Below are 25284 nucleotides of genomic sequence, written 5' to 3' on the forward strand. Positions count from 1 at the left end.
TCTTAAATATAAATCATAAAACGCTTCCAGAATTGGAAGCGTTTTTATCTTTAAAATATTCAACGGAAGCAGACTCTTTAGAATTAGGCACTGTATTTACAAGATATTTTCATCAATTACCTTCTTTTCCAATGACTTTTTCTCTATGCATTTCTCCCCAGTTCATAAGTTCTACAATTAATGGTTTTAATGATCTTCCATGCTCTGTAATCTCATATTCTGCCTGAGCGGAATACTTCGAAGTCCTCTGTACCAGAAGGTTAATTTCCAGCTTTTTAAGTTCAATAGAAAGCATTCTGTCTGTAATCCCATCAATTAACATCGAAATTTGCTTAAATCTCTTAGGCTCATCAAGAAGAGCAGCAATGATCTTAATTCTCCATTTACCGTTTACTGCTTCAAGAGCATCACCAATAGATAACATTATTTTTGAGGAATATAATGGACATTCAGTATTTCCAATTACTTTTTCTTTCATACATTGGTCTTTTAAATATCTATAAAATTAAGAAACCTCTCTGACTATAAAAATATAATTAGTTAAATGCGTTTAATTTCACAAACTCTTTGAATTTTTTAGGGCTTCTTCCTAAAATTTCTTGAATACCACTGCCTGTATTTTCATTTCTTCCATCTAAAATTTCATCAAATGCAACAGCCATATGCTCTGCAACGAAATGGGGCAAACCTATATTTTTCAACAGATCTGAATATTCTTTTTTATTAAGAAAATGATACTTTATATCACGCCCCAGTCTATTTCCAATAGTTTTAACAGCTTCCTCAAAAGTGAATAGTTCATCTCCTGTAACTTCATAGATTTTTCCATTATACTTTTCATGAAGTAAGCATTCTACCACAGCATCAGACAAGTCATCCAAATCTACAAATGGTTCTTTCGCAGAACCCGCCATAAAAGTGACAGATCCCGACTGTATCCCATGCAGAAAATGACCTTCACTAAAATTTTGATTAAACCATGCGGAACGGATAATCGTCCATTTTAATGGTGAATTTATGAGAATACCTTCACATTTCCGGACTGATTCCTGCCCTCTCCCGGAAAGCAATACAGCTTTCGAAACTCCTTTCTTCTCCATACAGCTCATCAGTAAATTAATTTGTTCATAGGCATCAGGAACAGAAGTATCAGGATGTACAATATATACTTTATCAATATTACTGACAGCCGGCTCGTAGGTTGACCCATCATTCCAGTCAAAAAAAACTAAACCTGTTTTCACTTCCTCTTTTGTTCTGGTTGTAGAAAATACGCTAAACCCTATATTTCTGAATTTTTCTACAACTCGACGGCCGTTTTTACCCTCTCCTCCAATGACTAAAATATTTTCATTCATTTTTATAATTTTTAATTGATAATACAAATCTATGGATGGCAGATGATTCATATCGTTTAACTATAATCAAGTATAGTTATCTTTCTTTTTACTATGCTTGTTTAGCATACAAAACAAGCAATTTTCACAAAAGATATTTTCAAATCCCATCTAATTTTCCTATTTTTCAAATATAAATTCCAAAACCATAAATGCTGAAAATCTTCTCCCTTATACAGAAATCCCTAAAAAAATCCTTTGATAATATTCGGAACGAACAACTGAAGTACAACCTTCTTCAGGCAATTCCTTTCTGGATAGGGTCTGTTATTACAGGTTTTTTTGCCGTGTTATATGCGCAGGTATTTGCGTGGGGGGAGCATCTCATGAACTTCATTTTTGACTGGCATGCATGGATGATCTTTATTATTGCTCCCATTGGCTTTGTTCTTTCGTGGTGGCTGGTAAAGGAATTTGCTCCCAACGCTAAAGGAAGTGGCATTCCACAGGTTATGGCAGCAGTAGAATTGGCTAATCCGAAAGAACACACAAAGATCAGAAGTCTTTTAAGCCTTAAAATCATCATTTTTAAAATCATTTCCTCTGTTGTATTGGTTATTGGAGGTGGTGCAGTGGGTCGTGAAGGTCCCACCATTCAGATTGCGGGTTCCGTTTTCAGAAAGGTGAATGAATATTTACCTGAATGGTGGCCCAAGATTTCCAAGAAAAACATGATCATGACCGGAGCAGCAGCCGGACTTGCAGCCGCTTTCAACACTCCTTTAGGAGGAATTGTATTTGCCGTAGAAGAATTATCAAAAACGCATATTAATTACTTTAAAACAGCTTTATTTACAGCCGTCATTATTGCCGGTTTAACAGCTCAGACATTAGCAGGGTCTTATTTATACCTTGGTTACCCTAAAACAAATGATGTTTCTTTAATGGTGATGTTTCCCATTGTTCTTGTAGCGGCTACAGCAGGCATTCTTGCAAGCCAGCTCTCTGTTATTATGCTTAAGATCAATGGATGGAAAAAGAAAAAACTGAAAACAGATAAAGCCAATGTTATATTTTTAGTGATCTGTGCTTTAATTATTGCTTCCATTGCCTATTTTATCAATCGGGAAGTTCTTGGTTCTGGAAAAGAAATTATGGAACGGGTTCTTTTTACGAAGGATAAACATGAAGATTGGTATGTTCCTATCTTAAGAATGCTGGGTCCTGCCCTATCCTTTACTTCCGGAGGTGCGGGAGGCATCTTTGCTCCGGCTCTTACTGCGGGGGCAAGCATCGGGTCTGTTATTTCAGGAGTCATTCATTTAACCCCCAATGAAACCAATGTAGTAATCCTTGGCGGAATGGTTGCTTTTCTTACAGGAATTACCCGTGCGCCATTCACATCAGCCATTATTGTATTGGAAATGACCGACAGGCATTCATTAATATTCCATCTGATGCTTGCCGGAATGGTCTCTTCCATTGCGTCCCTATTAGTAAGCAGACATTCTTTATATGACGTATTGAAAGTGAACTTTTTAACGGAAATCAGGTCAAAGGATTAATTGGAAATAAAAGAAGACTTACTCCTACAATGCCATTAAATCTTCAATCTCATCACTATATAACTTTCAACTATTTCACCAATAGTATTGTATATTACAAATATATTCTCTAATTTTGCACCTCGAAATAATTAACAAATTCATTTAACATTATGAACAATTACGAAACTGTTTTCATTTTAACTCCCGTTCTATCTGAGGCACAGGTAGAGGAAGCAGTGAACAAGTATGTAGATCTTATCAAAGAAAAGAACTGCGAAATCGTTGCTAAAGAAAATTGGGGCTTGAAAAAGCTAGCTTACCCTATCCAATTGAAAAAGAATGGGTTCTACACTTTAATCGAGTTTAAAGGTGAAGGTACTGTAGTTGCTGATTTAGAATTAGCATTTAAGCGTGACGAGAGAGTAATCCGTTACCTTACTACAAAACTTGACAAACACGCTGTTGAATACGCTGTAACAAGAAGAGCTAAAGTAAAAGCAGCTAAAGCTTAATTATTAACCCTATTTTTTAAAAAAGACAAGACATGGCAATAGATGAAATGGCTAAACAAGCCTCTGCAGGAGGAGAATCAGAAGTAAAATTCCTTACTCCACTTGATATCAATACAAAATCTGAAAAGAAATATTGTAGATTCAAAAAATACGGAATTAAGCACGTTGATTACAAAGATGCTGATTTCTTATTACAATTTGTAAACGAGCAAGGTAAAATCTTACCAAGAAGATACACTGGAACTTCTTTAAAATACCAAAGAAAAGTTTCTGCTGCTATCAAAAGAGCAAGACACCTTTCTTTACTACCTTACGTAGCTGACTTATTGAAATAAGACAAAAAAATAAATAAAAGAAGAGATTACTCTCTTCTTTTGTTGCTGAATAAATAATTAATTCTAACTTGATTTTAGATCACTCTAAAATCTCAAAAAAGGACAACAACAATGGATATCATCCTAAAACAAGACGTAGAAAACTTAGGACTTGAGTTTGATACAGTAAGTGTAAAGCCAGGTTATGCAAGAAACTTCTTACTACCTCAAGGAATTGCACTTTTAGCTACCCCTAAAAACAAAGCTGCTCTAGAAGCTACTTTAGAAGCTAGAAAAGAAGAAGAAGCTAAATTAATCGCTGCTGCTAACGCTGTAGTTGAGCAATTAAAGAAAACTTCTATCACTATTCCTGCAAAAGTAGGTTCTGGTGATAAATTATTCGGATCTATCAACAATGCAGATCTTTCTGCTGCTCTTGCTAAAGCTGGAGTTTCTGTAGAGAAGAAATACATCAAAATTCCAGGGAACACTATTAAGAGAACTGGTAAAGTAACAGCAAACATTAGATTACACAGAAACGTTGAGTACAATTTCGAATTCGATATCGTATCTGACGCTCCAGTTGTAGCTGCTCCTGCTGCTAAGAAAGAAGAAGTTAAATCTGAGGAAGCTTAATTAAGCGACTGAAAATTTTTCACAATACAAGGCCACTTCAATTCAATTTGAAGTGGTTTTTTGTTTAATATGGAAAGAAAGAAGATTGGAGAGCCAATAAATACTCTAGCTCTCCCGCACTCAAGCCTACCAATACCTCCTTATTACTTATAAATCAATCTCCTACTCTAAAAACCCTCCAACACGACCGCCTGAATCAATCACCTATCCCCTCTTAATTTCTGTTGATATTCTGTAGGTGCTACTCCAATTACCTTTTTAAAAATATTGCTAAATGAAGACAGGCTATTGTAGCCGACCATCATGGCGATCTCGTACATATTATATTTACTTTCAAGCATCAGCTCAAGGGAACGGGTAATTCTCAAGGCTCTTAAAAAACGAACGTAATTCATCCCCAAAATTTCCTTGAATTTTCTGGAAAGGGTCCTTGTACTCATTCCGAATTCCTTGGCCGTAGACTCAATGGTAAGAGGCTTTTCCAGGTTAGCATGAATATATCTTGCAATCTTCAATAAGGTCTCATCCTTTGGAAAGGGATGTTGAACAGGAAATGCCAGTTTTTTATCTCTTTTTTCAGGTAAAATACCTTTTAAGGCTTTAAGGAAATAATATTTTGAACCATCATTTTTTGTGATTTTTCCATCCCAGTCTTTAGTATATAAAATCATCTCCCGAAGTAGTTCATTGACTGAATAAATATTAATTTCATCAAAAAAGCCACTTTCTTCTTCCTCTTTTTTAAAGTAAAAATTATATAAATCTACTTTAGGACTGGTTGAGAAAAGATAATGCGGTGTTCCTGCAGGAATCCACATAAAGCACCTTGCCGGAAGATACCAATGCTTCAGATCTGTAAAAACATGCACAATTCCCCCCTCTGCATAGACTAACTGCGCAGAACTGTGATAATGAATATCTGTTGTAATGTTACCGGTAAGAACATGATAGACATAAAATTCAGCATCTTCCTCTTCTACTTCTTTAAAATGGCTGTTATTCATGAAATAAAGGTATGAATAAATTTCAAAATGGCGTAAATGAACAAATCTTTTTCTTGTTTCACAAATACTGTCTGATAGTGTCCGTCGTACCTTTGCCCTATCAAAATCATTTTAGCAAAAATCCTTTAATTAATTTATGAATATGATATTTAACGCGTGCCGATATCAGTGCATAGCGTTGTGCCTACTATTAAGCAATTTTTTTAACGCACAGATGATAGACTACCAACACCTCGGCCTACAACAGGCTATAGAGATTGGTCTAAAGAATAACAAGAATATTCAGATCAGCCATCTAAAGCAAGAAATGTCTGCAACCAAAGAGAAAGACCTTACAATGGAAAAGCTTCCGGACATTGAGTTTCATACGAGCTATACACAAGTTACCAATCTTTTTCAGTATCAGGATGGCGTATTTAGTAAACCTACAAAATATGATGCCATCAACGGGATGTATGATTTCACCTTATCCGCCTCCATTCCGGTATACATGGGTGGAAAGATTAAAAACACAGAGAAAAAAGCGGCTATTGACACTGAAATTTCAACCTTAAGAACTCATCTTGATGAAAGGCTTCTAAAAATGGAGATCATTACTGCCTTTTTACAAATTCATCACCTAAAGGAACAACAGATTCTTATTAATGACAAGATGAAGGAAGATTCAGTAAACATCAAGCAGGTAAAGGCTCTGAAAGCAAACGGTGTGGTAACAGTAAATGAAGTTTTAAGAACATCCCTGCAGCTTTCTAATCACAAAATGAGCTGGACAGAACTGAATAACGATATACAGATTGCAGAGCATAAACTGAAGACTATTCTTTCTCTTCCGGAACCTCAGGAGATGCATGTAGATACAGAGGATTTAATCTCAGATAATGTAGCAATTCCTTACATCAATGATCTTACAGAAACGGCATTAAACAAAAACGAATCCGTCGAAATCACCCACAAAAACCTTTCGTTAAAGGAACTTGACCAAAAAATCACTAAGGCAAATTATTTACCCAAGATAACTGCTGGCGGAGAATATTTCTTAAAGTATCCGAATATGATGTTTTTCCCGCCTGAACCTTATGCCTATCGTTTAGGAATGCTTGGGGTGAACTTGACCTATCCTATCGAAAACCTGTATAAAAATAAATATAAAATGCAGGAAGCAAGAGAAAATATTGACCTGGCAAAACTTCAAATTGAAGAGAATGAGGAAAAAATAAGACATAATGTGTATGAAGCTTACAAAAAGTTTGAAGAAACGGATCAAAAGGTAAAAATTGCTGAAGAAGCCATTGATCAGGCCAAAGAAAATTATCGTATTGTAAGAACAAAATATGCGAACAAATTAAGCCTTATCACTGAACTTATCGACGCAGACAACACCTATCTGGAAGCTGAATCTAACCTTATCTCCGTAAAAATTAACAGACAACTAAAATACTATCAACTCCAATATACGATTGGAAACTTATAAAAACTATGGCACAGAAACAACTGACACAAAAGGAGAAAAGAATCAACAAGACGATTACTTTACTGGCCTGGATCCTAATCATCAGTGGAGTTACAGGAATGGTAAGTTTTTATCTTTTTACAAGGAAGAATATTACAACCAATGATGCACAGATAGAACAATATATCACTCCTGTATCCAGTAAGGTTTCAGGATTTATCAAAAACATAAAGTTTAATGAAAATCAATTTGTGCATAAGGGAGATACCTTATTGATCATAGACAACAGAGAATTTGTGAATCAGGTGCATATGGCTGAAGCCAATCTTCATGCGAACACTGAAAATATTACAACCATTCAAAGTGGTGTGAATACCAAGGAGAGTGATACCAAAATAATTGATGCGAAGATTGCCTCTGCAAAAATTGACATCTGGAGAACTGAACAGGACTATAAAAGATATAAAAATCTACTGGCTGAAGATGCTGCTACAGAGCAGGATTTTGAAAATGTAAAAGCATCCTATGAACAATCAAAAGCCAACATGCTAGCATTGGAACAACAAAAAAATGCAATAAGAGCCGGAGCCAGCGAACAACAAACAAAAGTTGCTCCTGCGAAAAGCCAGATTCAACAAAGTTCTGCCAGTCTGAATAATGCCAAACTCTTCCTTTCATACACTGTAATCACGGCTCCTTATGATGGCTGGGTGGGTAAAAAAACGATTCAGGAAGGACAACTGATTAAAGAAGGACAGGCCTTGGTACAAATGGTGAGCAAGGAAAAATGGATCATTGCCAACTACAAGGAAACACAGCTTGGACAAATCGACCAAAAACAAGAAGTTATCATTACAGCAGACGCTTATCCCGGCATTGAATTCAAGGGAAAGATACTTTCTGTTTCCCCGGCATCAGGATCACAGTTTTCTCTGGTAAAACCGGATAATGCAACCGGAAACTTCGTAAAGATTGAACAAAGGTTTCCTGTAAAAATTATTCTTGATAACAATAAAGAAAACGAAAAACTGCTTTCTGGAATGAATGTTCTGGTAAGCGCGAAGAAGATATGAGTTTGAGTGCGGGAGAGTATTAGAGTGCAAAATTATCTCCAACCCAACACGTTTCAGACTTAATAATTAAATTATTTTTTTTAGCGAAAAGGCAAAACCGCAAAATAGCGAATCTGCAAATTTTTTCTTTTAGCATATTTGCCATTTTACCTTTTACTTTTACACCTTTGCCCTTTTGTCTTTTCGCATTTTATATTCAGAAAAGAGAAGACTAATTCTCTGTTCACAATTTTATAATTCGTTAGAGTCCCTCTTTTCTCATCTTTTAAGAACTATGCAACATAATACTGTCTATCATAAATGGGTACCACAATGGTTAAAACTGCCACTTCTTGTGCTGGCTTTATTCCCCCACCTGATGTTATTGTCACTGCTACACTCCAACAGTGCTTTCACATCTTCCTTTATGGATGTAGATTCAGACGACATCCAATACTTAATGATTTTGATGTATGGGACATTTGTGGTTACCCTTTTAGTTTTACAACGATTTATGGCTTATTTCAGTGTGAAATACTACGTTCTGCTCATGTCTTCCATATCAGTAATCATTCTTTATGTCTTATCCGTCACCAATGATTATCACGTTATTTTAGTCATCAGGTTTCTGGAAGGGATTTTCGGATTGCTTGAAGGAGCTATTTTCCTTCCTTTGATTATTGCAGAACTAAAAACAAGACACGCCAAAGTACTTGCCTACTTATTCATGTATTCCATTATGCTGACGGGAGGTACAGTAACGACCTCTTTACTGAAATCCAGTATTGAAAACTATGACTTCCAGCATATGGTTCTGATGATGGTTTATTTTCATGTTTTTGTACTTATCATAGGGATAGCCATTTTTAATACGAACAGATTTTTCCCTAAAAAGCCGTTGTATCAATTGGATATTTCCAGCTGGTTCTTGCTTTGGGTATGTCTGCAGGCCGGTGGTTATGCTATTATTTACGGAAAAAGACTGATGTGGTTTGAATCTGATACCATCATCATGTGTCTCTTCATATTTTTACTTTCCGGAGGATTATTCATGCTTAAACAGAGAAACTCAAAAAGACCATTGTTCCATTTTGAAGTTTTCAGTTCTAAAAATGTAATCGCAGGAATGATCCTATTTTTCATCTTTTACTTGATTCGATCAGGGCTTAATAACGTCTACAGTATTATGGCAACAGTCTGGAAATGGCCTTGGGATTATATTGTAAACATTCAATATTGGAATGTTGCAGGAACACTTTTAGGTGTTCTTTTATCAGGAATATGTCTTATTAAGGGAGTTTCATCAAGAATTGTATTCTTTACAGGATTTCTTTTACTGGCAGTGGATTGTGCTTGGTTTACCTATACTTTTTATCCGGACACCACCCTTTCCACTATTTGTCCTCCCTTATTCTTACAAGGAGTAGCACAGGGATTATTGTTTACTCCACTTGTATTTTTCTTAATTTCAGGAATGCCGGAAGAATATGTTGCCAATGCCACGGCCCTCGGAACTACTACCCGTTTCTGGACCACAGCAATTGGATATGCTTTAATGCAAAATCTGATGCTCTTCCTAACATTAAAACACGCTGATACCCTAAGCTTCAATCTTACAGATACCAATCCAATCTTCTACAGCCAATGGAATCAGATTTTTGGATCCAATATTTCAAAACTACCGGTCAACGAATCTCTTTCTATGACTGCAGGAGCTTTTAAAGCGAAAATAACAGCCCAATCCATATTACTTTCCAATATGGAGATCTTTACAGGATTATTTTGGCTGGCATTAATTACGGCCTTTCTGTTACTCCTTTATCATCCTGTAAAAATTGCAGTGAGAAATATTATGTAACTTTAAACGACAATATCGCACAAGGCATCTTCGTTTAATACAGAAAAACTTACGTATGGAAATTGAAAGAATAGTACAGGATCAAAGGGATTTTTTTAAAACACAACAAACCAAAAGTCTCGCATTCAGAAAAATGTACCTAGAAAAACTCCGAAATCTTATCATTTCCAATGAACATCTTCTCTATGAAGCTATCTACAAGGATTTTGGCAAGTCAAAATTTGACACCTTCACTACAGAAATTTCCTTTATTTTAAATGATATTGATTATTATCTGAAGAATTTAAAATCTCTTTCAAAACCAAAAAAAGTAAGCACCAATCTGGTCAATCAATTGGGAAGCAGTAAAATCTATGCGGAACCGCTAGGCTGTGTTCTGGTTATAGGAGCCTGGAATTATCCTTATCAATTGTCCCTATCTCCCATTATTGCTGCCATTACTGCTGGAAACTGCTGCATTCTGAAGCCCAGTGAAATTGCAGAGAATACCATGAAAGCAATGGCTAACATCATCAATGAAAACTTCCCATCCGAATATCTATACGTATATGAGGGCGGTATTGATGAAACTACAGAATTGCTAAAATTGAAGTTTGATAAAATATTCTTTACCGGAAGTACCAAAGTCGGAAAGATCATATACAAAGCAGCTGCAGAAAATTTAACCCCTGTTATTCTTGAGCTGGGTGGGAAGTCTCCTGTCATCGTAACCAAGAATGCCAATCTAGATATTGCAGCCAAAAGAATTGTTTGGGGAAAGTTTTTAAATGCCGGACAAACTTGTGTAGCCCCCGATTACCTGCTGATTGAAGAAACCGTTCAGGAACAGTTTCTGGAGATGCTGAGGAAATATATTCAGGAGTTTAAATATAATGCTGATTCAGAGCAGTACACCAAAATCATCAATCAAAGAAATTTTCAGAGATTGGTGAATCTTATTGATAAAGATAAAATATATTTTGGAGGGAATCTCAATGAAGAAAAACGATATATAGAACCTACAATCCTCAGTAATGTTGATTGGAGTGATAACGTCATGCAGGAAGAAATCTTTGGACCGATCCTCCCTGTGATCAGTTTTAAAAATTACAACATTGCCCTGAATGCTGTTTTAGAGTTGGAAAAACCTCTTGCAGCCTATCTTTTCACCAATAACAACGAAGAAAAAGAACAGTTTACCAAAAAGCTTTCCTTTGGCGGCGGGTGTATTAATGATACAGTGATGCACTTAAGCAATGATAACCTCCCATTCGGAGGTGTAGGAAGTTCAGGAATTGGAAATTATCATGGAAAATACGGTTTTGAAGCCTTTTCTCATCAAAAATCTATTCTGGAAAAAGCAACATGGGGAGAACCGAGTATTAAATACCCGCCTTATTCTGAGAAAAAACTAAACTGGATCAAAAAGCTGCTATGATAATCCTAATTTTCTGACAAGAATAATAGATTTTACTGATATTATATACCTCATTTAAATCAATCGGGGTTTCAAGTAATAAAAAAAGGTTGTCTCTATTTGAAACAACCTTTTTTATTTATCCTTTAGGTTTCCAAGTATTAAAGAACTCTTTTACCTTTTCCGAACTGTATCCTTTTCCTTCTTCAAATACATCACTCTGCTGAACCTTTATCATTTTACCATTTTGGTCCAACACGATAAATACAGGGTACCCATATTTTTCACCAGGGTTATCATATTGAGCAAAAACTTTTTCATTTTTATTATCCGGAGAATAATTTAGATGATAGTATAAAAAGTTTTTATCTACAAATTCTTTTAATTCAGGGGTTTCCTGCACAAAATTATTAAAACGAAGACACCAGATACACCAGTTTCCTCCAGCCTGAATGATAATATTTTTTCCCTCTTTCTTAGCTTGGGCAACTAATTTCTTAATATCTGCCTGAGCATCTGCTTTTGGATTATAAGGCTTAGGAAGTTTAGCTTTTTCTTCAGCTGCTTTCTTCTTTGCATCTAATTCTTTCTGTTCAGTTGGAACAATAAGAGCTGTTTTTTGCTTTCCTTTATCCGGTGAATTCTTTACATCCTGTGAAAAAGCAAAAGTACTTAGTCCCAGAAAAGCGATCAATGTCAATTTTTTCATAACATAAAAATAAAAAAATAATACTTATCCCTCTGCAAAAATAGAACCATAATTTTATTATTACTAAATTTGCCTGTTTTATGAGCTTCTTAATTAAAATATTGTATTTCATCTCAAAACTTCCGCTTAGAATATTATATATTTTCTCGGACGTTATGTTCTTTCTAAACTACTATCTGGTAGGTTACAGAAAGACAGTTATTACCCAAAACCTGAGAAACTCCTTTCCTGAAAAGTCTGAGGAGGAAATCCGAAAAATACGAAAGGCATTCTATCGTAATTTTTCTGATTATCTGGTAGAAACAATAAAATCATTCAGTATTTCTGAAACTGAATCCAGGGTAAGAATGCAGCACATCAACCAGGATGTATTTCATGATATTCAAAAGGAAGGTAAAAATATTATTTTGCTGGCAGGACATGTTTTTAATTGGGAATGGATTAATGCCCTGGCAAGAATTGTCCCTCAAAAGCACTGCCACCCAGTCTACAGAAAAGTAAACAGTGATTTTTGGGAGAATCAAATGAAGAAGGTCCGTAATAAATTCGGAAATGAGGCTTTGGAAGCTAACGAAGTGATTCTTAACATATTCAGGAATAAAAATGACGGAGATTCTATTTATATGTTTGTGGCAGATCAAACTCCACACTCTTCCCATGTCAATTACGGGCTGGAATTTCTTAATCAAAGAACTCCTGTTTTCATAGGCTATGATAAACTGGCAACAAGAATGGACCTTGCCTTTATCTACTGCGAAATGAAGAAAGTAAAACGTGGCTATTATCAGGTCAACTACTATAGAATATATCCGGACAATGAAAAGTTTACAGAACATGAAGTGGTAAAGAAGTTCCACAAAATGCTGGAAAACACTTTACATAAACATCCGGATAACTATCTTTGGTCACACAGAAAGTGGAAGTATCAGGATTCTATTAAAACCTATGATTCTGAAAAAAAATAGATTTACATGCAGAAAAAACTGGCTGTTGCCATCTTAAACTGGAACGGAAGAAACTGGCTTGAGAAATTTCTTCCAAGTGTAGTTCAATTTTCCCAAAATGCAGATATTTATGTCATTGATAATCTTTCTACTGATGATTCACTAGAATTTCTGAGTAGTCAATTTCCTGACGTGAAAATCATTAAAAACACTAGTAATCACGGTTTTGCAGACGGTTATAATGAGGGATTAAAGGAAATTAAGAACGAGTACTACTGTCTTCTTAATTCCGATGTAGAGGTTACAGAAAACTGGATAGAGCCAGTATTGGAACTCCTGGAAAAAGACTCCTCAATCTCTGCAGTTCAACCGAAGATTTTATCTTACAACAATAAAAATTATTTTGAGTTTGCCGGAGCTGCCGGCGGATTGATTGATAACTTAGGCTATCCATACTGTAGAGGTCGTATTTTCGATGATCTGGAGGAAGATAAGGGACAATACAATGATGAAACAGAGATTTTCTGGGCTTCGGGATGTTGTTTTTTTATTCGTTCAAAAGATTTTTGGGACCAGAATGGTTTTGATACAAGATTTTTTGCTCATCAGGAAGAGATTGACCTTTGTTGGAGGCTTATCAATTCAGGGAAAAAGATTTTTTATACAGGAAAATCTAGGGTATATCATGTAGGAGGTGGAACTTTAAACAAACAAAGTGCCCAAAAAACCTATTTAAACATCAGGAATAACCTGTCTATGATGCTTAAAAACCTTCCTTTTCCTAAGCTAATCTGGCTGATTTTTTTCAGGCTTTGTCTGGATGGAGTTGCTGGGATTTACTTTGGCTTAAAAAATGGATTCCCTCACCTTTGGGCTGTAGTAAGAGCTCATTTTGGTTTTTACGGACAACTTCCGGGTACATGGAAACTTCGTCAAAAATATCAGAAAGACAAATTCTACCAATCGGAATGGTTAATTTTTAAACATTTTTTGGGAGGAAAATAGAAGATAACAGGTTATAGTTTGCAGGTAATAGGGATTAGGAAAAATAAATATTAGACTATAAAAGAACTGAGCTTTTCAGGAGAAAAATTCATAACTTCAATTAACCTTAAACTTTAAGCCCAAAACTTTGAACATTAAACTAGAGAACCGGCAACTAGTAACAACATATAATTAAAACAATGGATTTTTGTGCTATAGATTTTGAAACCGCTACTCATGAGAAAAGTTCTGCATGTGAAATGGGAATTTGCATCGTACAGGATTCTAAAATTGTAGAAACTAAAACCTGGCTGATCAAACCTCCAAGTTTTCCTTACTTTAACAAATTCAACATTGCTGTACACGGCATCCATCCTGAAGATGTGAAAGATGCACCTACCTTTGACGAAATATGGCATGAAGCTCAGGAAATGATGTACGGGACATTAATGATTGCCCATAACGCAGGTTTTGATGCCTCTGTACTAAGAGGGTGTCTGGAACATTACGGAATGTTCACGCCCAATCTAAACTATCTTTGCAGTATTCAACTTGCTAAAAAATCATGGAATTATCTTCCGAAATATGGCTTAAAACCTCTTGCTGAATATCATAAAATTGATTTTAACCATCATAGAGCTGGAGCTGATGCCGAGGTTTGTGCAAAGATCTCTTTATTGGCATTTGAGAAACTCTTCCTCACCAGTAATGATGAAGTACAAGAATATATGAAAGCAAAAATCAAAAAGTTGTAACAGTCATATAAATAAACCCGGGTTCTTATTTTATAACTTATCTTTTGTCCTAAATCTTCTTACGACAAAATCCATGATTAATACAATGTACATTTTACATTGTACAAAAAACAACTAGTTACTTAAAACTTCAGACAGCAGGTTGAACTTTGGGATATCAATCTCAAAAGTTTCCTGTGTTTCTAGGTTTTTAACAAGGTATTTTCCGCTCATATTTCCTACTCCGGAACGAAGCATTACATTGGAAAAGTAAGAGAAATTCTCACTGGTTCCGATCTCCGGGGTCAGGCCTATTATTCCATCACCTATGATCTCTGTGTATCCAAATCCTACATCGAAGATTAACCATTTTCTTTTCAATATTTTTATAGGAAAGCTTCCGTCATTTTCTATAGTAATATTGTATTTAAAAACATAACGGTTTTCGGATGGATAACTATTCTTGCTATCATATTCAGGTATAACTGAAACTTTGATATTGGAAGTCATTTTTGAAAACATCATTGTAGTATTTTCTTAATTAAATACAAAAATCTCGCCTTTTTAAGGCGAGACTATATATTTATATTATAATTTTATTAAAAACTATAAACCAAGGCCTTTTCTTTCGTCACCACCCATTAATATTTCAACAGGATTGTCGATACCTTCTTTCACCGCTACAAGGAATCCTACGGACTCTTTACCATCGATAATTCTGTGGTCATAAGACATTGCAACATACATCATTGGTCTGATTACAACCTGTCCATCAACAGCAACGGGTCTCTGGATAATATTGTGCATTCCCAGAATTGCAGATTGTGGCGGATTGATGATTGGTGTAGATAACATAGATCCGAAAGTACCACCATTTGTAATTGTGAAAGTACCACCAGTCATTTCGTCAACAGTAATCTTACCGTCTCTTACTTTTGTAGCAAGATCCTTAATGTTTGCTTCAACTCCGCTGAAAGACATGTTTTCTGCATTTCTCAATACAGGAACCATTAGCCCTTTAGGACCTGAAACTGCAATTGAAATATCGCAGAAATCATAGTTTATTTTGAAATCTCCGTCAATAGATGCGTTTACATCCGGATACATTTGTAATGCTCTTGTTACTGCTTTTGTAAAGAAAGACATGAAACCAAGTCCTACTCCGTGCTTTTGAGCAAATTCTTCTTTATATAACTTTCTTAATCTGAAGATTTCAGACATGTCAACTTCGTTGAAAGTAGTTAACATTGCTGTTTCATTCTTTACAGAAACTAATCTCTGAGCGATTTTTCTTCTTAAAACTGAAAGTTTAGTCGTTGTAGTCGTTCTAGCACCTGTAGCTGTCATAGGGCTTCCTCCTAATGCAGGAACAGCAGCTAATTCAGCATCAGTCTTAGTGATTCTTCCATCTCTTCCAGTACCTGAAACCTGACCTGCAGCCATTCCTTTTTCGTCAAGGATTTTCTTAGCAGCCGGAGATGGAGCTCCTGTTGCATAAGTTTGTGGTGCAGCAACTGGTGCAGCTGGTTTTGGAGCTTCCTGCTTAGCTGGTTCAGCAGCTTTTGGAGCATCTTCTGTCTTTGGAGCTTCAGCAGCAGGTGCACCACCTTCTGGTCTAGCAGCATCCATATCAATTAAACAAACTACCTGACCTACTTGTACTACATCACCTTCTTCTGCTTTTAAAGTAATGATACCACTTTGTTCTGCAGGCAATTCAAGAGTTGCTTTATCTGAATCTACTTCAGCGATAGGTTGATCTTTTTCTACATAATCACCATCTTTTACAAGCCAAGTTGCAATTTCAACTTCCGTAATGGATTCTCCCGGTGAAGGAACTTTCATTTCTAAAACTGACATATTGAGTATTTTTTATTTTTTAATTGATTATTATTTAATTAAGCTGTAACTGGTCTTTTTGCAGGTGCATCATCTCTGTCGAAAACTCTATTGATCACTGCATTTTGGTTTTTCTCAAACATTTTGTGGCTACCTGGAGCTGGAGCACCGCTAGGTACCGGAGAAACAACTTGGATTCCTGTATCTCTGAAGTTTCTTAGGATATAAGACCAAGCTCCCATATTTTCTGGTTCTTCCTGGGCCCAAACCAATTGTGTTCTGTTCTCATATTTGCTGAAGATGGCTTCAATAGCATCTGCCTGAAGCGGATATAGCTGCTCGAATCTTACTAATGCAATATTTTCACAGTTCAATTCTTCTTTCTTTGCTAATAATTCGAAGTATAATTTACCTGAACAAAGAACTAATTTTTCTACTTTTTTAGGATCTGCAGTTGGATCATCTAAGATTGGCTGGAATGAACCTGTTGCAAAATCTTCAAGTGGAGAAACTACTTTCGGGTGTCTCAATAAAGACTTAGGGCTCATCACGATCAATGGTTTTCTAAATGCCCACTTCAATTGTCTTCTTAATAAGTGGAAGTAGTTCGCCGGTGAAGTTATGTTAGCTACGACCATATTTTCATTAGCACAAAGTGTTAAGAATCTCTCCAATCTTGCTGAAGAGTGTTCTGCACCCTGACCTTCTGAACCATGAGGCAACAACATTACCAAACCATTTTGAAGCTTCCATTTTTCTTCTGCAGCTGCTAAATACTGGTCAACAATGATCTGAGCACCGTTCACAAAATCTCCGAACTGAGCTTCCCAGATTGTTAATGTATTTGGAGAAGCCATTGCATATCCGTAATCGAAACCTAAAACACCATATTCTGAAAGGTGAGAATTGAATACATCAAATCTGCTTTCTGAAACGTGTCTTAATGGGATATATTCTTCTTCTGTATCTTCTGTTTTCACAACTGCATGTCTGTGAGAGAATGTACCTCTTTCTACATCTTCTCCAGAGATTCTTACATTATGACCTTCTACAAGAAGGGTAGCATATGCTAACCACTCTCCTAACGCCCAGTCTAATGAATTTCCATTAATAGCCTTGATACGGTTTTCGAAAAGTCTTGTAATTTTATTGATGAATTTTTTATCTGCAGGAAGGGTAGACATTGTAAGTGCTAACTCTTTCAATTTCTCCAAGTCATATTTTGTATCAACCGGTAACTGAGCTACTCCTCTTTTTCCAATTGGATAGTTTACCCAATCTTCAGCCATAAATAAATCCATTACGTTTTTCTCAATCTCCTTGGAAGCATCAAAGTCTTTATCTAAAAGAGCCTTGAAGTCAACCTCCATCTTCTTGATGATGTCATTAGAAATTACGCTGTCGTTGATTAATTTCTCTTTATAGATTTCTCTTGGGTTTGGATGCTTGGAAATAGCTTTGTATAGATTTGGTTGTGTAAATCTTGGCTCATCTCCTTCGTTATGTCCATATTTTCTGTATCCTAAAAGGTCGATGTAAACATCCTTCCCAAACTTGGCTCTGAAGTCAGCAGCAAAATGGATAGCATGAACTACAGCTTCAGCATCGTCAGCATTTACGTGCATTACAGGAGATTCTGTAACTTTTGCAATGTCTGTACAGTACGTTGAAGATCTTGCGTCATGGAAGTTTGTGGTGAAAGATACCTGGTTGTTGACAACGATGTGAACAGTACCTCCTGTTTTGTATCCTTCAAGAGTCATCATCTGCGCTACTTCGTAAGCAATACCCTGCCCTGCAATAGCTCCATCTCCGTGAATGATAATTGGTAATACTTTAGAATAATCTTTGTACTTATCATCTACTTTTGCACGGCAGATTCCCTCTACAAGAGCGGCTACTGTTTCAAGGTGAGACGGGTTAGGAGTAAGGTTAATACAAACTTCTTCTCCAGAAGCTGTTTTGATCTTTTTAGACGATCCTAAGTGATATTTAACGTCACCTGAGAATACATCCTCTTCAAATTCTTTTCCTTCAAATTCTGAGAAGATCTGCTTGTAAGATTTTCCGAAGATGTTTGATAATACATTTAATCTTCCTCTGTGTGCCATTCCTAATACCACTTCATCCACTCCCAATTGAGAAGATCTTGAGATCAACTGATCTAAAGCTGGAATTAATGATTCTCCTCCTTCTAATGAGAATCTTTTCTGACCTACAAATTTTGTATGAAGATAGTTTTCAAAAGCAACGGCCTGGTTTAATTTCAATAAGATTTCTGTTTTTTCATTTGCAGAAAGGCTTGCGTGGTTTTCGTTTACCTGAAGCCATTTCTTAATGAAATCTTTTTCTTCAACATTGTTGATGTAGGTATATTCTACTCCGATAGAATCACAGTAGATATTTTCCAGGTGCTTGATAAGGTCTGCCAAAGTAGCAGGCTCTTTCATTCCTGTTTCAACTGCACAGTTGAACTTTGTATTTAAATCTTCTTTAGAAAGACCGAAGTTCTCAATGTCTAAAGTAGGTGTATAGTGTCTTCTTTCTCTAACTGGATTTGTTTTTGTAAACAAGTGCCCTCTTGTTCTGTAAGCCTCAATAAGGTTTACTACTTTAAATTCTTTCTTGATATGTTCAGGAACTTCTCCGTTTGTTACTGCCTGAGAAATTTGTTGTACTGCAGGAGCAGCGTTGGCCGGAGCCTGAATAAATTGGATGTTATCGTCATCTCCATAATTCTCTAAAGCAAAATCGAAGCCTTGAAAGAAAGCTTTCCATGATGGTTCTAAAGAATCTGGGAATTTTAAGTACTGTTGGTATAAATCCTCAATTAACTGAGAATGAGCTGCGTTTAGGAATGAAAATCTGTCCATTATTACAGTTTATCTATTTATTAAAATTTATTTGTAGAATTAATCTTCAAATTTAATAAAAAAAACCGAGTTAGAACAGTCTGAAACCGTTAAAAAAAATTAAGAAAAAAATTATTGAAAAAAAATTACTTATACACTGATAATGAGAGCTTCATGTTCACCACCTGCCCTTCCATCGGACGTTCGATAAAGGTCTGATGGATATCTCCGAAGCGCATCTCATCTTTTTTGGCTTTCTGAATCAGCTGCTGAATGGCCTTAATTCGTCCTTCGTAGTTTCCTTTGTAGTACATCACGTAGTTTTGAGACGGATTTATGGATCTAAAATTGAAGTTATTGTCAGACACCCCAATTTTCTTGGAAAGTGGAATTCCCAGGAAGTAAGAAACCTCCTTGTCTTTGTAATTATCAGCATCGGTCATCAGGATTGGATACCCGAATTCATCGTCTCTTTTTCCAAGGTCCATTGTCACAAAATTATAGACCTTGTTGTAATTCATTACGATATTTTTGTAAAGAGCATCTTTCTTGTTGGAAGTACTTACATTGATTCCCAGCAATAGCTTATCTTCTTCCTTTTCTACCATCAGACTGTCATACTTAATGGCAGCCATTTGATTGTCCTTTTCAACCTTATTTCCTAGTGCATTTTTAAGATTCACCATACTTTTGGTGATATTTTCTGCAAAACGATCCTCAGTCCAGAAGTTTTCTACCCTTCTCCAAACAGATAGCTTTGGAGTATGTACGTACCAGGTTATTTTCGTTTTTTCAGCAGAAACGGGCTTAAATTTAACGTCAACCAGCGTTGGATTTTCATTTTTATCCTCAAAAAGTTGGTATTTTAAGGTCTTATTGAGATTTTCATATCTGATGAACATTTCGCCATCGGTATCATTTTTAGAATCCACATAGCTGATGGCACTTCCCTGCCCTTCATAAGGCATATAATAATCTATATCCATAGACTGTGAACTGGTAAAAAAATTATTCCACCTCGTAAAACTCTGCAGGTTATTAAACTGTGAAAAGACTTTATCTACCGGATAATCAATTTCTTTTTCAATGGTGAAATTTTTGTTTTCATCCACAAAATAATACATGGAAGCAGCATAAGCTCCACCCAAAAGAAGAAGAATTACAGTTACTATTTTAAAAATACGCATCGCACAAAAGTAATACAAATAAAAAAAGTGAACAATATGCTGTTCACTCTTGTTTTATGTTTAACAATAATTAACCTATATGAGTTCCCGGAGGAAGTACTGCCCCTTTTTTCACTACCACAATTCCGTCCTGTACAGAATGGGTTCCATAATCTCCATCCGGAATATGCTTTCCACCAATGATCTTTACATTATCACCAATATAGCAGTTTTTATCAAGGATTGCTTTTTCAATATAACAGTATTTCCCTATTCCCATATTCGGGCGTCCGCTTCTGTCATTCATTACAATTTCTGTTGTATTTTGATAGAAATCGGCACCCATCACATAGGAATTAACAATAGTACTTCCTTTATCTATTCTTGTTCTGTTTCCAATCACGGAGTTTTCAATTTTATCTGCCATGATGATACATCCATCTCCAAAAACCGCTTTACTAACATAGGATCCATTGATTTTTGATGGTGGAAGCATTCTTGCCCTTGTATAGATAGGTGAGGAAGAAAACAGGTTAAATTGCGGAAGATCCAGACAAAGATCCAGATTGGCTTCGTAGAATGATTCTATCGTCCCGATATCTGTCCAGTATCCTTCGTACTGATAACTTAAGGTTTTATACTTTCCGATTGAACTTGGGATAATGTCTTTTCCGAAATCATCACCGGCTCCTTCTTCAAACATCTTTTTTAGGATATTCTTGGTGAAAATATAAATTCCCATAGACGCTAAAAATTCTTTTCCTTTATGCTTATTTTCATCTGAAACTTCAGATTTTAAGCCTTCCAGCGTATCATAACCAGGCTTTTCATAAAAAGAGGTGATATTTCCTTCATCATCCGATTTTAAGATCCCAAAACCAGTGGCATCTTTAGCATTTACAGGAATTGTTGCAATGGTGAGGTCTCCTCCGTTTTCGATATGAAAATCCAGCATTTCTCTGAAGTCCATCTGATACAACTGATCTCCTGACAGAATTAAAATATAGTCATAGTCATATTTTTCAAGATGCTTCATAGATTGACGCACCGCATCTGCTGTTCCCTGATACCAACTTTCGTTTTCTACATTCTGCTCAGCAGCCAGAATATCAACAAAACCCTTACTGAAGATATCAAAGTGGTAAGAGTTCTTGATATGCGAGTTTAGGGAAGCTGAATTAAACTGGGTCAATACCAAAATTTTATTCAATCCTGAATTCAGACAGTTTGAAATGGGAATATCCACCAGTCTGTATTTACCCGCGATGGGCACGGCCGGTTTGGATCTTGAAAACGTTAACGGGAATAATCTTGTTCCTCTGCCGCCACCCAATACAATAGAGATTACATTTCGATTCATAATTATCTTGCGTTTTTTATTAATTTTATTATTCTGTTTTGGGTCTACATTTCCTTTAAAAACAGATATTATTTTCATATTTCACTTTGTATTCAGTGCTTTTAGCTCCTAATCTACATCGTTTATTTCAATAGTGTTATTTTTTGCTTGATTTTGAAATCAGTTCCTAATCAGCTATTATATAAAGCTAAATATTTTTCTGCAGATTTCTCCCATGCAAAATCAAAATTCATATTGGCATGAATAAGATCTTTCATTACTCCTTTTTGATGATAGATTTCAAGTGCTCTATTCATTGCATGAACAATATCGTCCACTCCCGGATAGGTAAAGTTTAATCCTGCTCCACCCGTTGAAATATCTTCCACGGTATCTTTTAACCCACCGGTATATCTTACCACCGGAACTGTTCCGTATCGCATGGAATACATCTGGTTCAGGCCACATGGCTCTACCCTTGATGGCATCAGTAAGAAGTCTGCCGATGCATAGATCTTATGGGAAAGATGCTCTTTATATCCCAAATCCAGAGCAAAATTGGTATAGGTATAATCGTATTCCTTTAATTTATTTTCAACGTAAGTATTTCCTGAGCCTAAAATCATCATGTTTAAAGCTCCATAGTTTTGCTTAATGCTTCGCCATACCACATCCGGAAGCAGGTCTGCTCCTTTTTCTGTAGCAAATCTTCCTATGAAAGCAAACAAGGGAAGTTCGGGCTTCAGGCCATATTCTTTACACAGTTTTTCTTTATTTTTCTTCTTTTGAGCAACTGCATTTTTTATATTAAAGTTAAAATCCAGCATCGGATCTGTTTCGGGATTCCAAACTTCTGTATCAATCCCGTTGATAATCCCATACGCTTTCCCGAATTCCTGGCGAACCAAGCTTTCAAGTCCACGAAAGCTTATGAAAAGTTCTTCCAGATATCCTTCAGAAACTGTCGTAAAGGCATGAGAGCATTTAATCATACTTGCCAGCGGATTCATGAACCCATTCCAGTCCATCAACCCCCATTTGTAAGCATCAAAGGGCGGCATATAGTTCGCCATGTTCCAGCTCATCATTCCCTGATATTCTCCATTATGAATAGTTCCTATGGTTTTTACGCCTTGCAGGAATTCAAATTCAGGACAATGTTCAACCATAAAAGGGATTAGTCCGGTGTGATAGTCATGGCAATGCAAAACATCCGGTCTGATTTCCATAGCACATAGCCAGTGCAGAATTCCCTGCTGAAAAGCGAGAAATTGAAAACTCTCATCCTGATAACCATAAGGATTATCTCTATCCAGTAATCCTGGAATTTTCACCATATAGAGCTCGAACCCCAAAACATTGGATATTTCTTTCATGACCTGAACTTGCAGCATATTGGATCCCTGATGAATAAATCCATCAAAAACCTTTTCAAATTCATGATCATAGACAAAGGCTTTGTTATACCAAGGCATCACCACCTTAGCGTCTACTCCTTTTATCTTATTCTGATACTTTGGCAATGCTCCGACTACATCCGCCAGACCACCGACTTTTGCTACAGGATAACATTCTGTACTTAAGTGATAAACAACCATTTTTACCTTTTGTGTTTAATTCTATGTAATTTATACTTTTTATCTTTCTTCTGCCTAAGGATAATGCCGGCCAATGGAGGTAACCTTACCATGATGGACTTTTCTTCATGTTTTTCATCCATTATTTCAGGATGAACTCCGCTTCCACTATATTGTTCATCGTCTGAGTTTAAAACAACCTCCCAATGTGTGCCTGCAGGAATTCCTATTCTGTAATCCATTACTTTTGGAGACAAATTCAGAACTACCATCACCACATCGTTTATTTTTTTTCCTTTTCTAAGATATACATAAACCGAATTTTCCAGATCATCTGCTTCTACCCACTCAAAGCCTGTTTTATCAAACTGATTTTCATAGAGAGCAGATTCTGATCTGTATAAATGATTAAGCTCCTTAACAAGATCCTGTAATCCTTTATGAACAGGATATTTTAATAAATGCCAATCCAAACTTTGGGTAAAGTTCCACTCGCTGGTTTGTCCAAACTCATCCCCCATGAAAAGAAGCTTCGCTCCCGGATGGGTATACATATATACATACAAGGCACGAAGATTGGCAAATTTCTGCCATTCATCACCTTTCATTTTATAGATCAAACTTGCTTTTCCGTGTACCACTTCATCATGTGATAAAGGCATCATATAATTTTCATTATACATATACATAGAAGCAAATGTAAGCTTATGATGATGAAACTTCCTGTTGGTAAAGTCTTCCTTAAAATAATCCAACGTATCATGCATCCATCCCATCATCCATTTCATCCCGAAACCAACACCTCCATCATGTACAGGCTTGGTAAGCAATGGAAAATCTGAACTTTCTTCGGCAATAGTCATAATACTATTTCCAAATTCCTTATAAACAGCTGTATTAAATTCTTGTAGAAAAGCTTTCGCCTCTAGGTTTACATTTTCACCATATATATTAGGTTCCCACTCTCCTTCGTTCCTTGAATAATCCAGATGAAGCATAGAGGTGACCGCATCTACACGCAATCCATCAGCATGATAACGGTCCAACCAGAACATTGCATTCGAAATCAGAAAAGATTTGACTTCATTTCTTCCATAATTGAAAATATGTGATTTCCAGTCAGGGTGAAAGCCTTTTCTAGGGTCTTCATGTTCATAGAGATACGAGCCATCAAAACGATAAAGTCCATTGGCATCTCCCGGAAAATGAGCGGGTACCCAATCCAGAATAACGCCTATATCATTGTTATGAAGTTCATCAATAAGGAACATCAGATCCTGTGGTGATCCAAAACGCGAAGTTGCCGCATAAAACCCTGTAATCTGATATCCCCAACTTGGATCATATGGAAACTCCATAATCGGCATAAATTCTACATGAGTGAAACCCATTTCTGTTATATAAGGTACGAGTTTTTTTGCTATGTCACGGTAATTCAAAAAGCGGTCAGGATGATCTTCTTCTCTTACCCATGAACCTAAATGCAGTTCATAAACAGAAATTGGAGCTTCCAGACTATTTCTTTCATGGCGATTTTCCATCCATTCCTTATCATTCCAATCATACCAGGTTGTAGAAACCAATGATGCTGCCTGAATATTTTGTTCCCAGCTTAATGCATAAGGGTCACTTTTCTCTAAAATCTCACCTCTTTCCGTTTCAACAGCATATTTATATAAGGTACCCCAGGTTAATCCGTCAATGAACCCTTCCCAAATCCCCGATCCGTCCCATCTTGGGAATAAAATATGATCCTTATGATTCCAGTTATTGAAATTACCTATTACAGAAACCTTTTTTGCATGAGGTGCCCAAACTGAAAAATAAACTCCTTTTACGCCATCCTTTTCTACAGAATGTGCTCCAAATTTACCATATAGCTTATAGTGTCTACCTTCCTTAAAAAGATACACATCATGATCAGTGAAAAGCGTATAGGTTTTAACAGAATTCATCAAGATCAGTTTGTATTTATATTTTCCCTGAAACTACGAAAAATACTAACAACCGTGATTAATTATTCTTCAAATAATT

Annotated in this window: 22 protein-coding genes; 11 read left to right on the top strand and 11 right to left on the bottom strand. The window is 36.1% G+C overall.

What is annotated here, in order from left to right:
- Positions 1-112 precede the first annotated feature (112 nt).
- Entirely contained in the window at positions 113-478 is a 366-nt protein-coding gene (locus tag SCA31_RS01725; RefSeq protein ID WP_410695085.1) for a winged helix-turn-helix transcriptional regulator, read from the bottom strand.
- A 58-nt stretch (positions 479-536) separates the two neighbouring features.
- A complete protein-coding gene (locus tag SCA31_RS01730; protein WP_410695086.1) occupies positions 537-1358 on the bottom strand; it encodes an NAD(P)H-binding protein in 822 nt (273 codons plus the stop codon).
- 191 nt (positions 1359-1549) lie between these two features.
- Between SCA31_RS01730 and SCA31_RS01735 the strand changes: the two genes are divergently transcribed.
- The 4 genes from SCA31_RS01735 (at position 1550) to rplI (ending at position 4346) form a co-directional block, all read left to right on the top strand.
- Positions 1550-2902, top strand: coding sequence for a chloride channel protein (locus SCA31_RS01735; RefSeq protein ID WP_410695087.1), 1353 nt, complete (start codon positions 1550-1552; stop codon positions 2900-2902).
- A gap of 152 nt (positions 2903-3054) precedes the next feature.
- Positions 3055-3396 (top strand): 30S ribosomal protein S6, encoded by a 342-nt coding sequence (gene rpsF, locus SCA31_RS01740; RefSeq protein WP_034695444.1) that lies wholly within the window; start codon positions 3055-3057, stop codon positions 3394-3396.
- Between the two features lie 32 nt (positions 3397-3428).
- On the top strand, positions 3429-3731 hold the full coding sequence (gene rpsR / locus SCA31_RS01745; RefSeq protein WP_034706728.1) for a 30S ribosomal protein S18: 303 nt from the start codon (positions 3429-3431) through the stop codon (positions 3729-3731).
- 111 nt (positions 3732-3842) lie between these two features.
- On the top strand, positions 3843-4346 hold the full coding sequence (gene rplI, locus SCA31_RS01750; protein WP_105701384.1) for a 50S ribosomal protein L9: 504 nt from the start codon (positions 3843-3845) through the stop codon (positions 4344-4346).
- 200 nt (positions 4347-4546) lie between these two features.
- On the opposite strand, the gene SCA31_RS01755 is transcribed toward rplI, so the two are convergent.
- Entirely contained in the window at positions 4547-5350 is an 804-nt protein-coding gene (locus tag SCA31_RS01755; RefSeq protein ID WP_410695089.1) for a helix-turn-helix domain-containing protein, read from the bottom strand.
- 214 nt (positions 5351-5564) lie between these two features.
- On the opposite strand from SCA31_RS01755, the gene SCA31_RS01760 reads away from it, so the two are divergent.
- The 4 genes from SCA31_RS01760 to SCA31_RS01775 all read left to right on the top strand — a co-directional run bounded on the left by SCA31_RS01760 (position 5565) and on the right by SCA31_RS01775 (position 11127).
- Positions 5565-6821 carry a TolC family protein gene (locus SCA31_RS01760; RefSeq protein WP_410695090.1) on the top strand — a complete coding sequence of 419 codons (1257 nt, stop codon included), beginning with the start codon at positions 5565-5567 and terminating at the stop codon, positions 6819-6821.
- Positions 6822-6826: 5 nt separating this feature from the next.
- Complete coding sequence (locus tag SCA31_RS01765; RefSeq protein WP_410695091.1) at positions 6827-7873, top strand: HlyD family secretion protein; 1047 nt, start codon at positions 6827-6829, stop codon at positions 7871-7873.
- 274 nt (positions 7874-8147) lie between these two features.
- Positions 8148-9710 (top strand): hypothetical protein, encoded by a 1563-nt coding sequence (locus tag SCA31_RS01770; protein ID WP_410695092.1) that lies wholly within the window; start codon positions 8148-8150, stop codon positions 9708-9710.
- 37 nt (positions 9711-9747) lie between these two features.
- Positions 9748-11127, top strand: a complete 1380-nt coding sequence (locus SCA31_RS01775) for an aldehyde dehydrogenase (RefSeq protein WP_410695192.1) — start codon at positions 9748-9750, stop codon at positions 11125-11127.
- 118 nt (positions 11128-11245) lie between these two features.
- Here SCA31_RS01775 and SCA31_RS01780 read toward each other — a convergent pair whose 3' ends face one another.
- Entirely contained in the window at positions 11246-11815 is a 570-nt protein-coding gene (locus tag SCA31_RS01780; RefSeq protein WP_410695093.1) for a thioredoxin family protein, read from the bottom strand.
- Positions 11816-11895: 80 nt separating this feature from the next.
- Here SCA31_RS01780 and SCA31_RS01785 point away from each other — a divergent pair, with 80 nt between their 5' ends.
- The 3 genes from SCA31_RS01785 to SCA31_RS01795 all read left to right on the top strand — a co-directional run bounded on the left by SCA31_RS01785 (position 11896) and on the right by SCA31_RS01795 (position 14498).
- On the top strand, positions 11896-12780 hold the full coding sequence (locus tag SCA31_RS01785; protein ID WP_410695094.1) for a lysophospholipid acyltransferase family protein: 885 nt from the start codon (positions 11896-11898) through the stop codon (positions 12778-12780).
- A 6-nt stretch (positions 12781-12786) separates the two neighbouring features.
- Positions 12787-13764, top strand: coding sequence for a glycosyltransferase family 2 protein (locus tag SCA31_RS01790; protein ID WP_410695095.1), 978 nt, complete (start codon positions 12787-12789; stop codon positions 13762-13764).
- A gap of 179 nt (positions 13765-13943) precedes the next feature.
- Complete coding sequence (locus SCA31_RS01795; protein ID WP_410695096.1) at positions 13944-14498, top strand: 3'-5' exonuclease; 555 nt, start codon at positions 13944-13946, stop codon at positions 14496-14498.
- A 114-nt stretch (positions 14499-14612) separates the two neighbouring features.
- On the opposite strand, the gene apaG is transcribed toward SCA31_RS01795, so the two are convergent.
- The 7 genes from apaG to glgB all read right to left on the bottom strand — a co-directional run bounded on the left by apaG (position 14613) and on the right by glgB (position 25205).
- A complete protein-coding gene (gene apaG, locus SCA31_RS01800; protein ID WP_410695097.1) occupies positions 14613-15002 on the bottom strand; it encodes a Co2+/Mg2+ efflux protein ApaG in 390 nt (129 codons plus the stop codon).
- Between the two features lie 81 nt (positions 15003-15083).
- A complete protein-coding gene (odhB, locus tag SCA31_RS01805) occupies positions 15084-16337 on the bottom strand; it encodes a 2-oxoglutarate dehydrogenase complex dihydrolipoyllysine-residue succinyltransferase (protein WP_410695099.1) in 1254 nt (417 codons plus the stop codon).
- Between the two features lie 38 nt (positions 16338-16375).
- Positions 16376-19189 (bottom strand): 2-oxoglutarate dehydrogenase E1 component, encoded by a 2814-nt coding sequence (locus SCA31_RS01810; protein ID WP_410695101.1) that lies wholly within the window; start codon positions 19187-19189, stop codon positions 16376-16378.
- A 125-nt stretch (positions 19190-19314) separates the two neighbouring features.
- Complete coding sequence (locus tag SCA31_RS01815) at positions 19315-20355, bottom strand: SRPBCC domain-containing protein (RefSeq protein WP_410695102.1); 1041 nt, start codon at positions 20353-20355, stop codon at positions 19315-19317.
- 70 nt (positions 20356-20425) lie between these two features.
- Positions 20426-21694, bottom strand: coding sequence for a glucose-1-phosphate adenylyltransferase (locus tag SCA31_RS01820; RefSeq protein WP_410695103.1), 1269 nt, complete (start codon positions 21692-21694; stop codon positions 20426-20428).
- A 170-nt stretch (positions 21695-21864) separates the two neighbouring features.
- Positions 21865-23271 carry a glycogen synthase gene (locus tag SCA31_RS01825; protein ID WP_410695105.1) on the bottom strand — a complete coding sequence of 469 codons (1407 nt, stop codon included), beginning with the start codon at positions 23269-23271 and terminating at the stop codon, positions 21865-21867.
- Positions 23272-23273: 2 nt separating this feature from the next.
- Entirely contained in the window at positions 23274-25205 is a 1932-nt protein-coding gene (glgB, locus tag SCA31_RS01830; RefSeq protein ID WP_410695106.1) for a 1,4-alpha-glucan branching protein GlgB, read from the bottom strand.
- Between the last annotated feature and the right edge of the window lie 79 nt (positions 25206-25284).

This window comes from Chryseobacterium sp. SIMBA_028 (genome assembly GCF_046535285.1).
In the GTDB taxonomy this organism is placed as follows: domain Bacteria; phylum Bacteroidota; class Bacteroidia; order Flavobacteriales; family Weeksellaceae; genus Chryseobacterium.

Bases quoted from the DNA above. Each gene is read 5' to 3' on its own strand.
- SCA31_RS01765 (WP_410695091.1), top strand. From the start codon at position 6,827: ATGGCACAGAAACAACTGACACAAAAGGAGAAAAGAATCAACAAGACG.
- rpsR (WP_034706728.1), top strand. From the start codon at position 3,429: ATGGCAATAGATGAAATGGCTAAACAAGCCTCTGCAGGAGGAGAATCA.
- SCA31_RS01795 (WP_410695096.1), top strand. From the start codon at position 13,944: ATGGATTTTTGTGCTATAGATTTTGAAACCGCTACTCATGAGAAAAGT.
- rplI (WP_105701384.1), top strand. From the start codon at position 3,843: ATGGATATCATCCTAAAACAAGACGTAGAAAACTTAGGACTTGAGTTT.
- SCA31_RS01825 (WP_410695105.1), bottom strand. From the start codon at position 23,271: ATGGTTGTTTATCACTTAAGTACAGAATGTTATCCTGTAGCAAAAGTC.
- glgB (WP_410695106.1), bottom strand. From the start codon at position 25,205: ATGAATTCTGTTAAAACCTATACGCTTTTCACTGATCATGATGTGTAT.
- SCA31_RS01810 (WP_410695101.1), bottom strand. From the start codon at position 19,189: ATGGACAGATTTTCATTCCTAAACGCAGCTCATTCTCAGTTAATTGAG.
- SCA31_RS01730 (WP_410695086.1), bottom strand. From the start codon at position 1,358: ATGAATGAAAATATTTTAGTCATTGGAGGAGAGGGTAAAAACGGCCGT.
- SCA31_RS01725 (WP_410695085.1), bottom strand. From the start codon at position 478: ATGAAAGAAAAAGTAATTGGAAATACTGAATGTCCATTATATTCCTCA.
- SCA31_RS01785 (WP_410695094.1), top strand. From the start codon at position 11,896: ATGAGCTTCTTAATTAAAATATTGTATTTCATCTCAAAACTTCCGCTT.
- SCA31_RS01735 (WP_410695087.1), top strand. From the start codon at position 1,550: ATGCTGAAAATCTTCTCCCTTATACAGAAATCCCTAAAAAAATCCTTT.
- SCA31_RS01770 (WP_410695092.1), top strand. From the start codon at position 8,148: ATGCAACATAATACTGTCTATCATAAATGGGTACCACAATGGTTAAAA.
- SCA31_RS01815 (WP_410695102.1), bottom strand. From the start codon at position 20,355: ATGCGTATTTTTAAAATAGTAACTGTAATTCTTCTTCTTTTGGGTGGA.
- SCA31_RS01790 (WP_410695095.1), top strand. From the start codon at position 12,787: ATGCAGAAAAAACTGGCTGTTGCCATCTTAAACTGGAACGGAAGAAAC.
- SCA31_RS01820 (WP_410695103.1), bottom strand. From the start codon at position 21,694: ATGAATCGAAATGTAATCTCTATTGTATTGGGTGGCGGCAGAGGAACA.
- SCA31_RS01780 (WP_410695093.1), bottom strand. From the start codon at position 11,815: ATGAAAAAATTGACATTGATCGCTTTTCTGGGACTAAGTACTTTTGCT.
- rpsF (WP_034695444.1), top strand. From the start codon at position 3,055: ATGAACAATTACGAAACTGTTTTCATTTTAACTCCCGTTCTATCTGAG.
- SCA31_RS01760 (WP_410695090.1), top strand. From the start codon at position 5,565: ATGATAGACTACCAACACCTCGGCCTACAACAGGCTATAGAGATTGGT.
- apaG (WP_410695097.1), bottom strand. From the start codon at position 15,002: ATGATGTTTTCAAAAATGACTTCCAATATCAAAGTTTCAGTTATACCT.
- SCA31_RS01755 (WP_410695089.1), bottom strand. From the start codon at position 5,350: ATGAATAACAGCCATTTTAAAGAAGTAGAAGAGGAAGATGCTGAATTT.
- odhB (WP_410695099.1), bottom strand. From the start codon at position 16,337: ATGTCAGTTTTAGAAATGAAAGTTCCTTCACCGGGAGAATCCATTACG.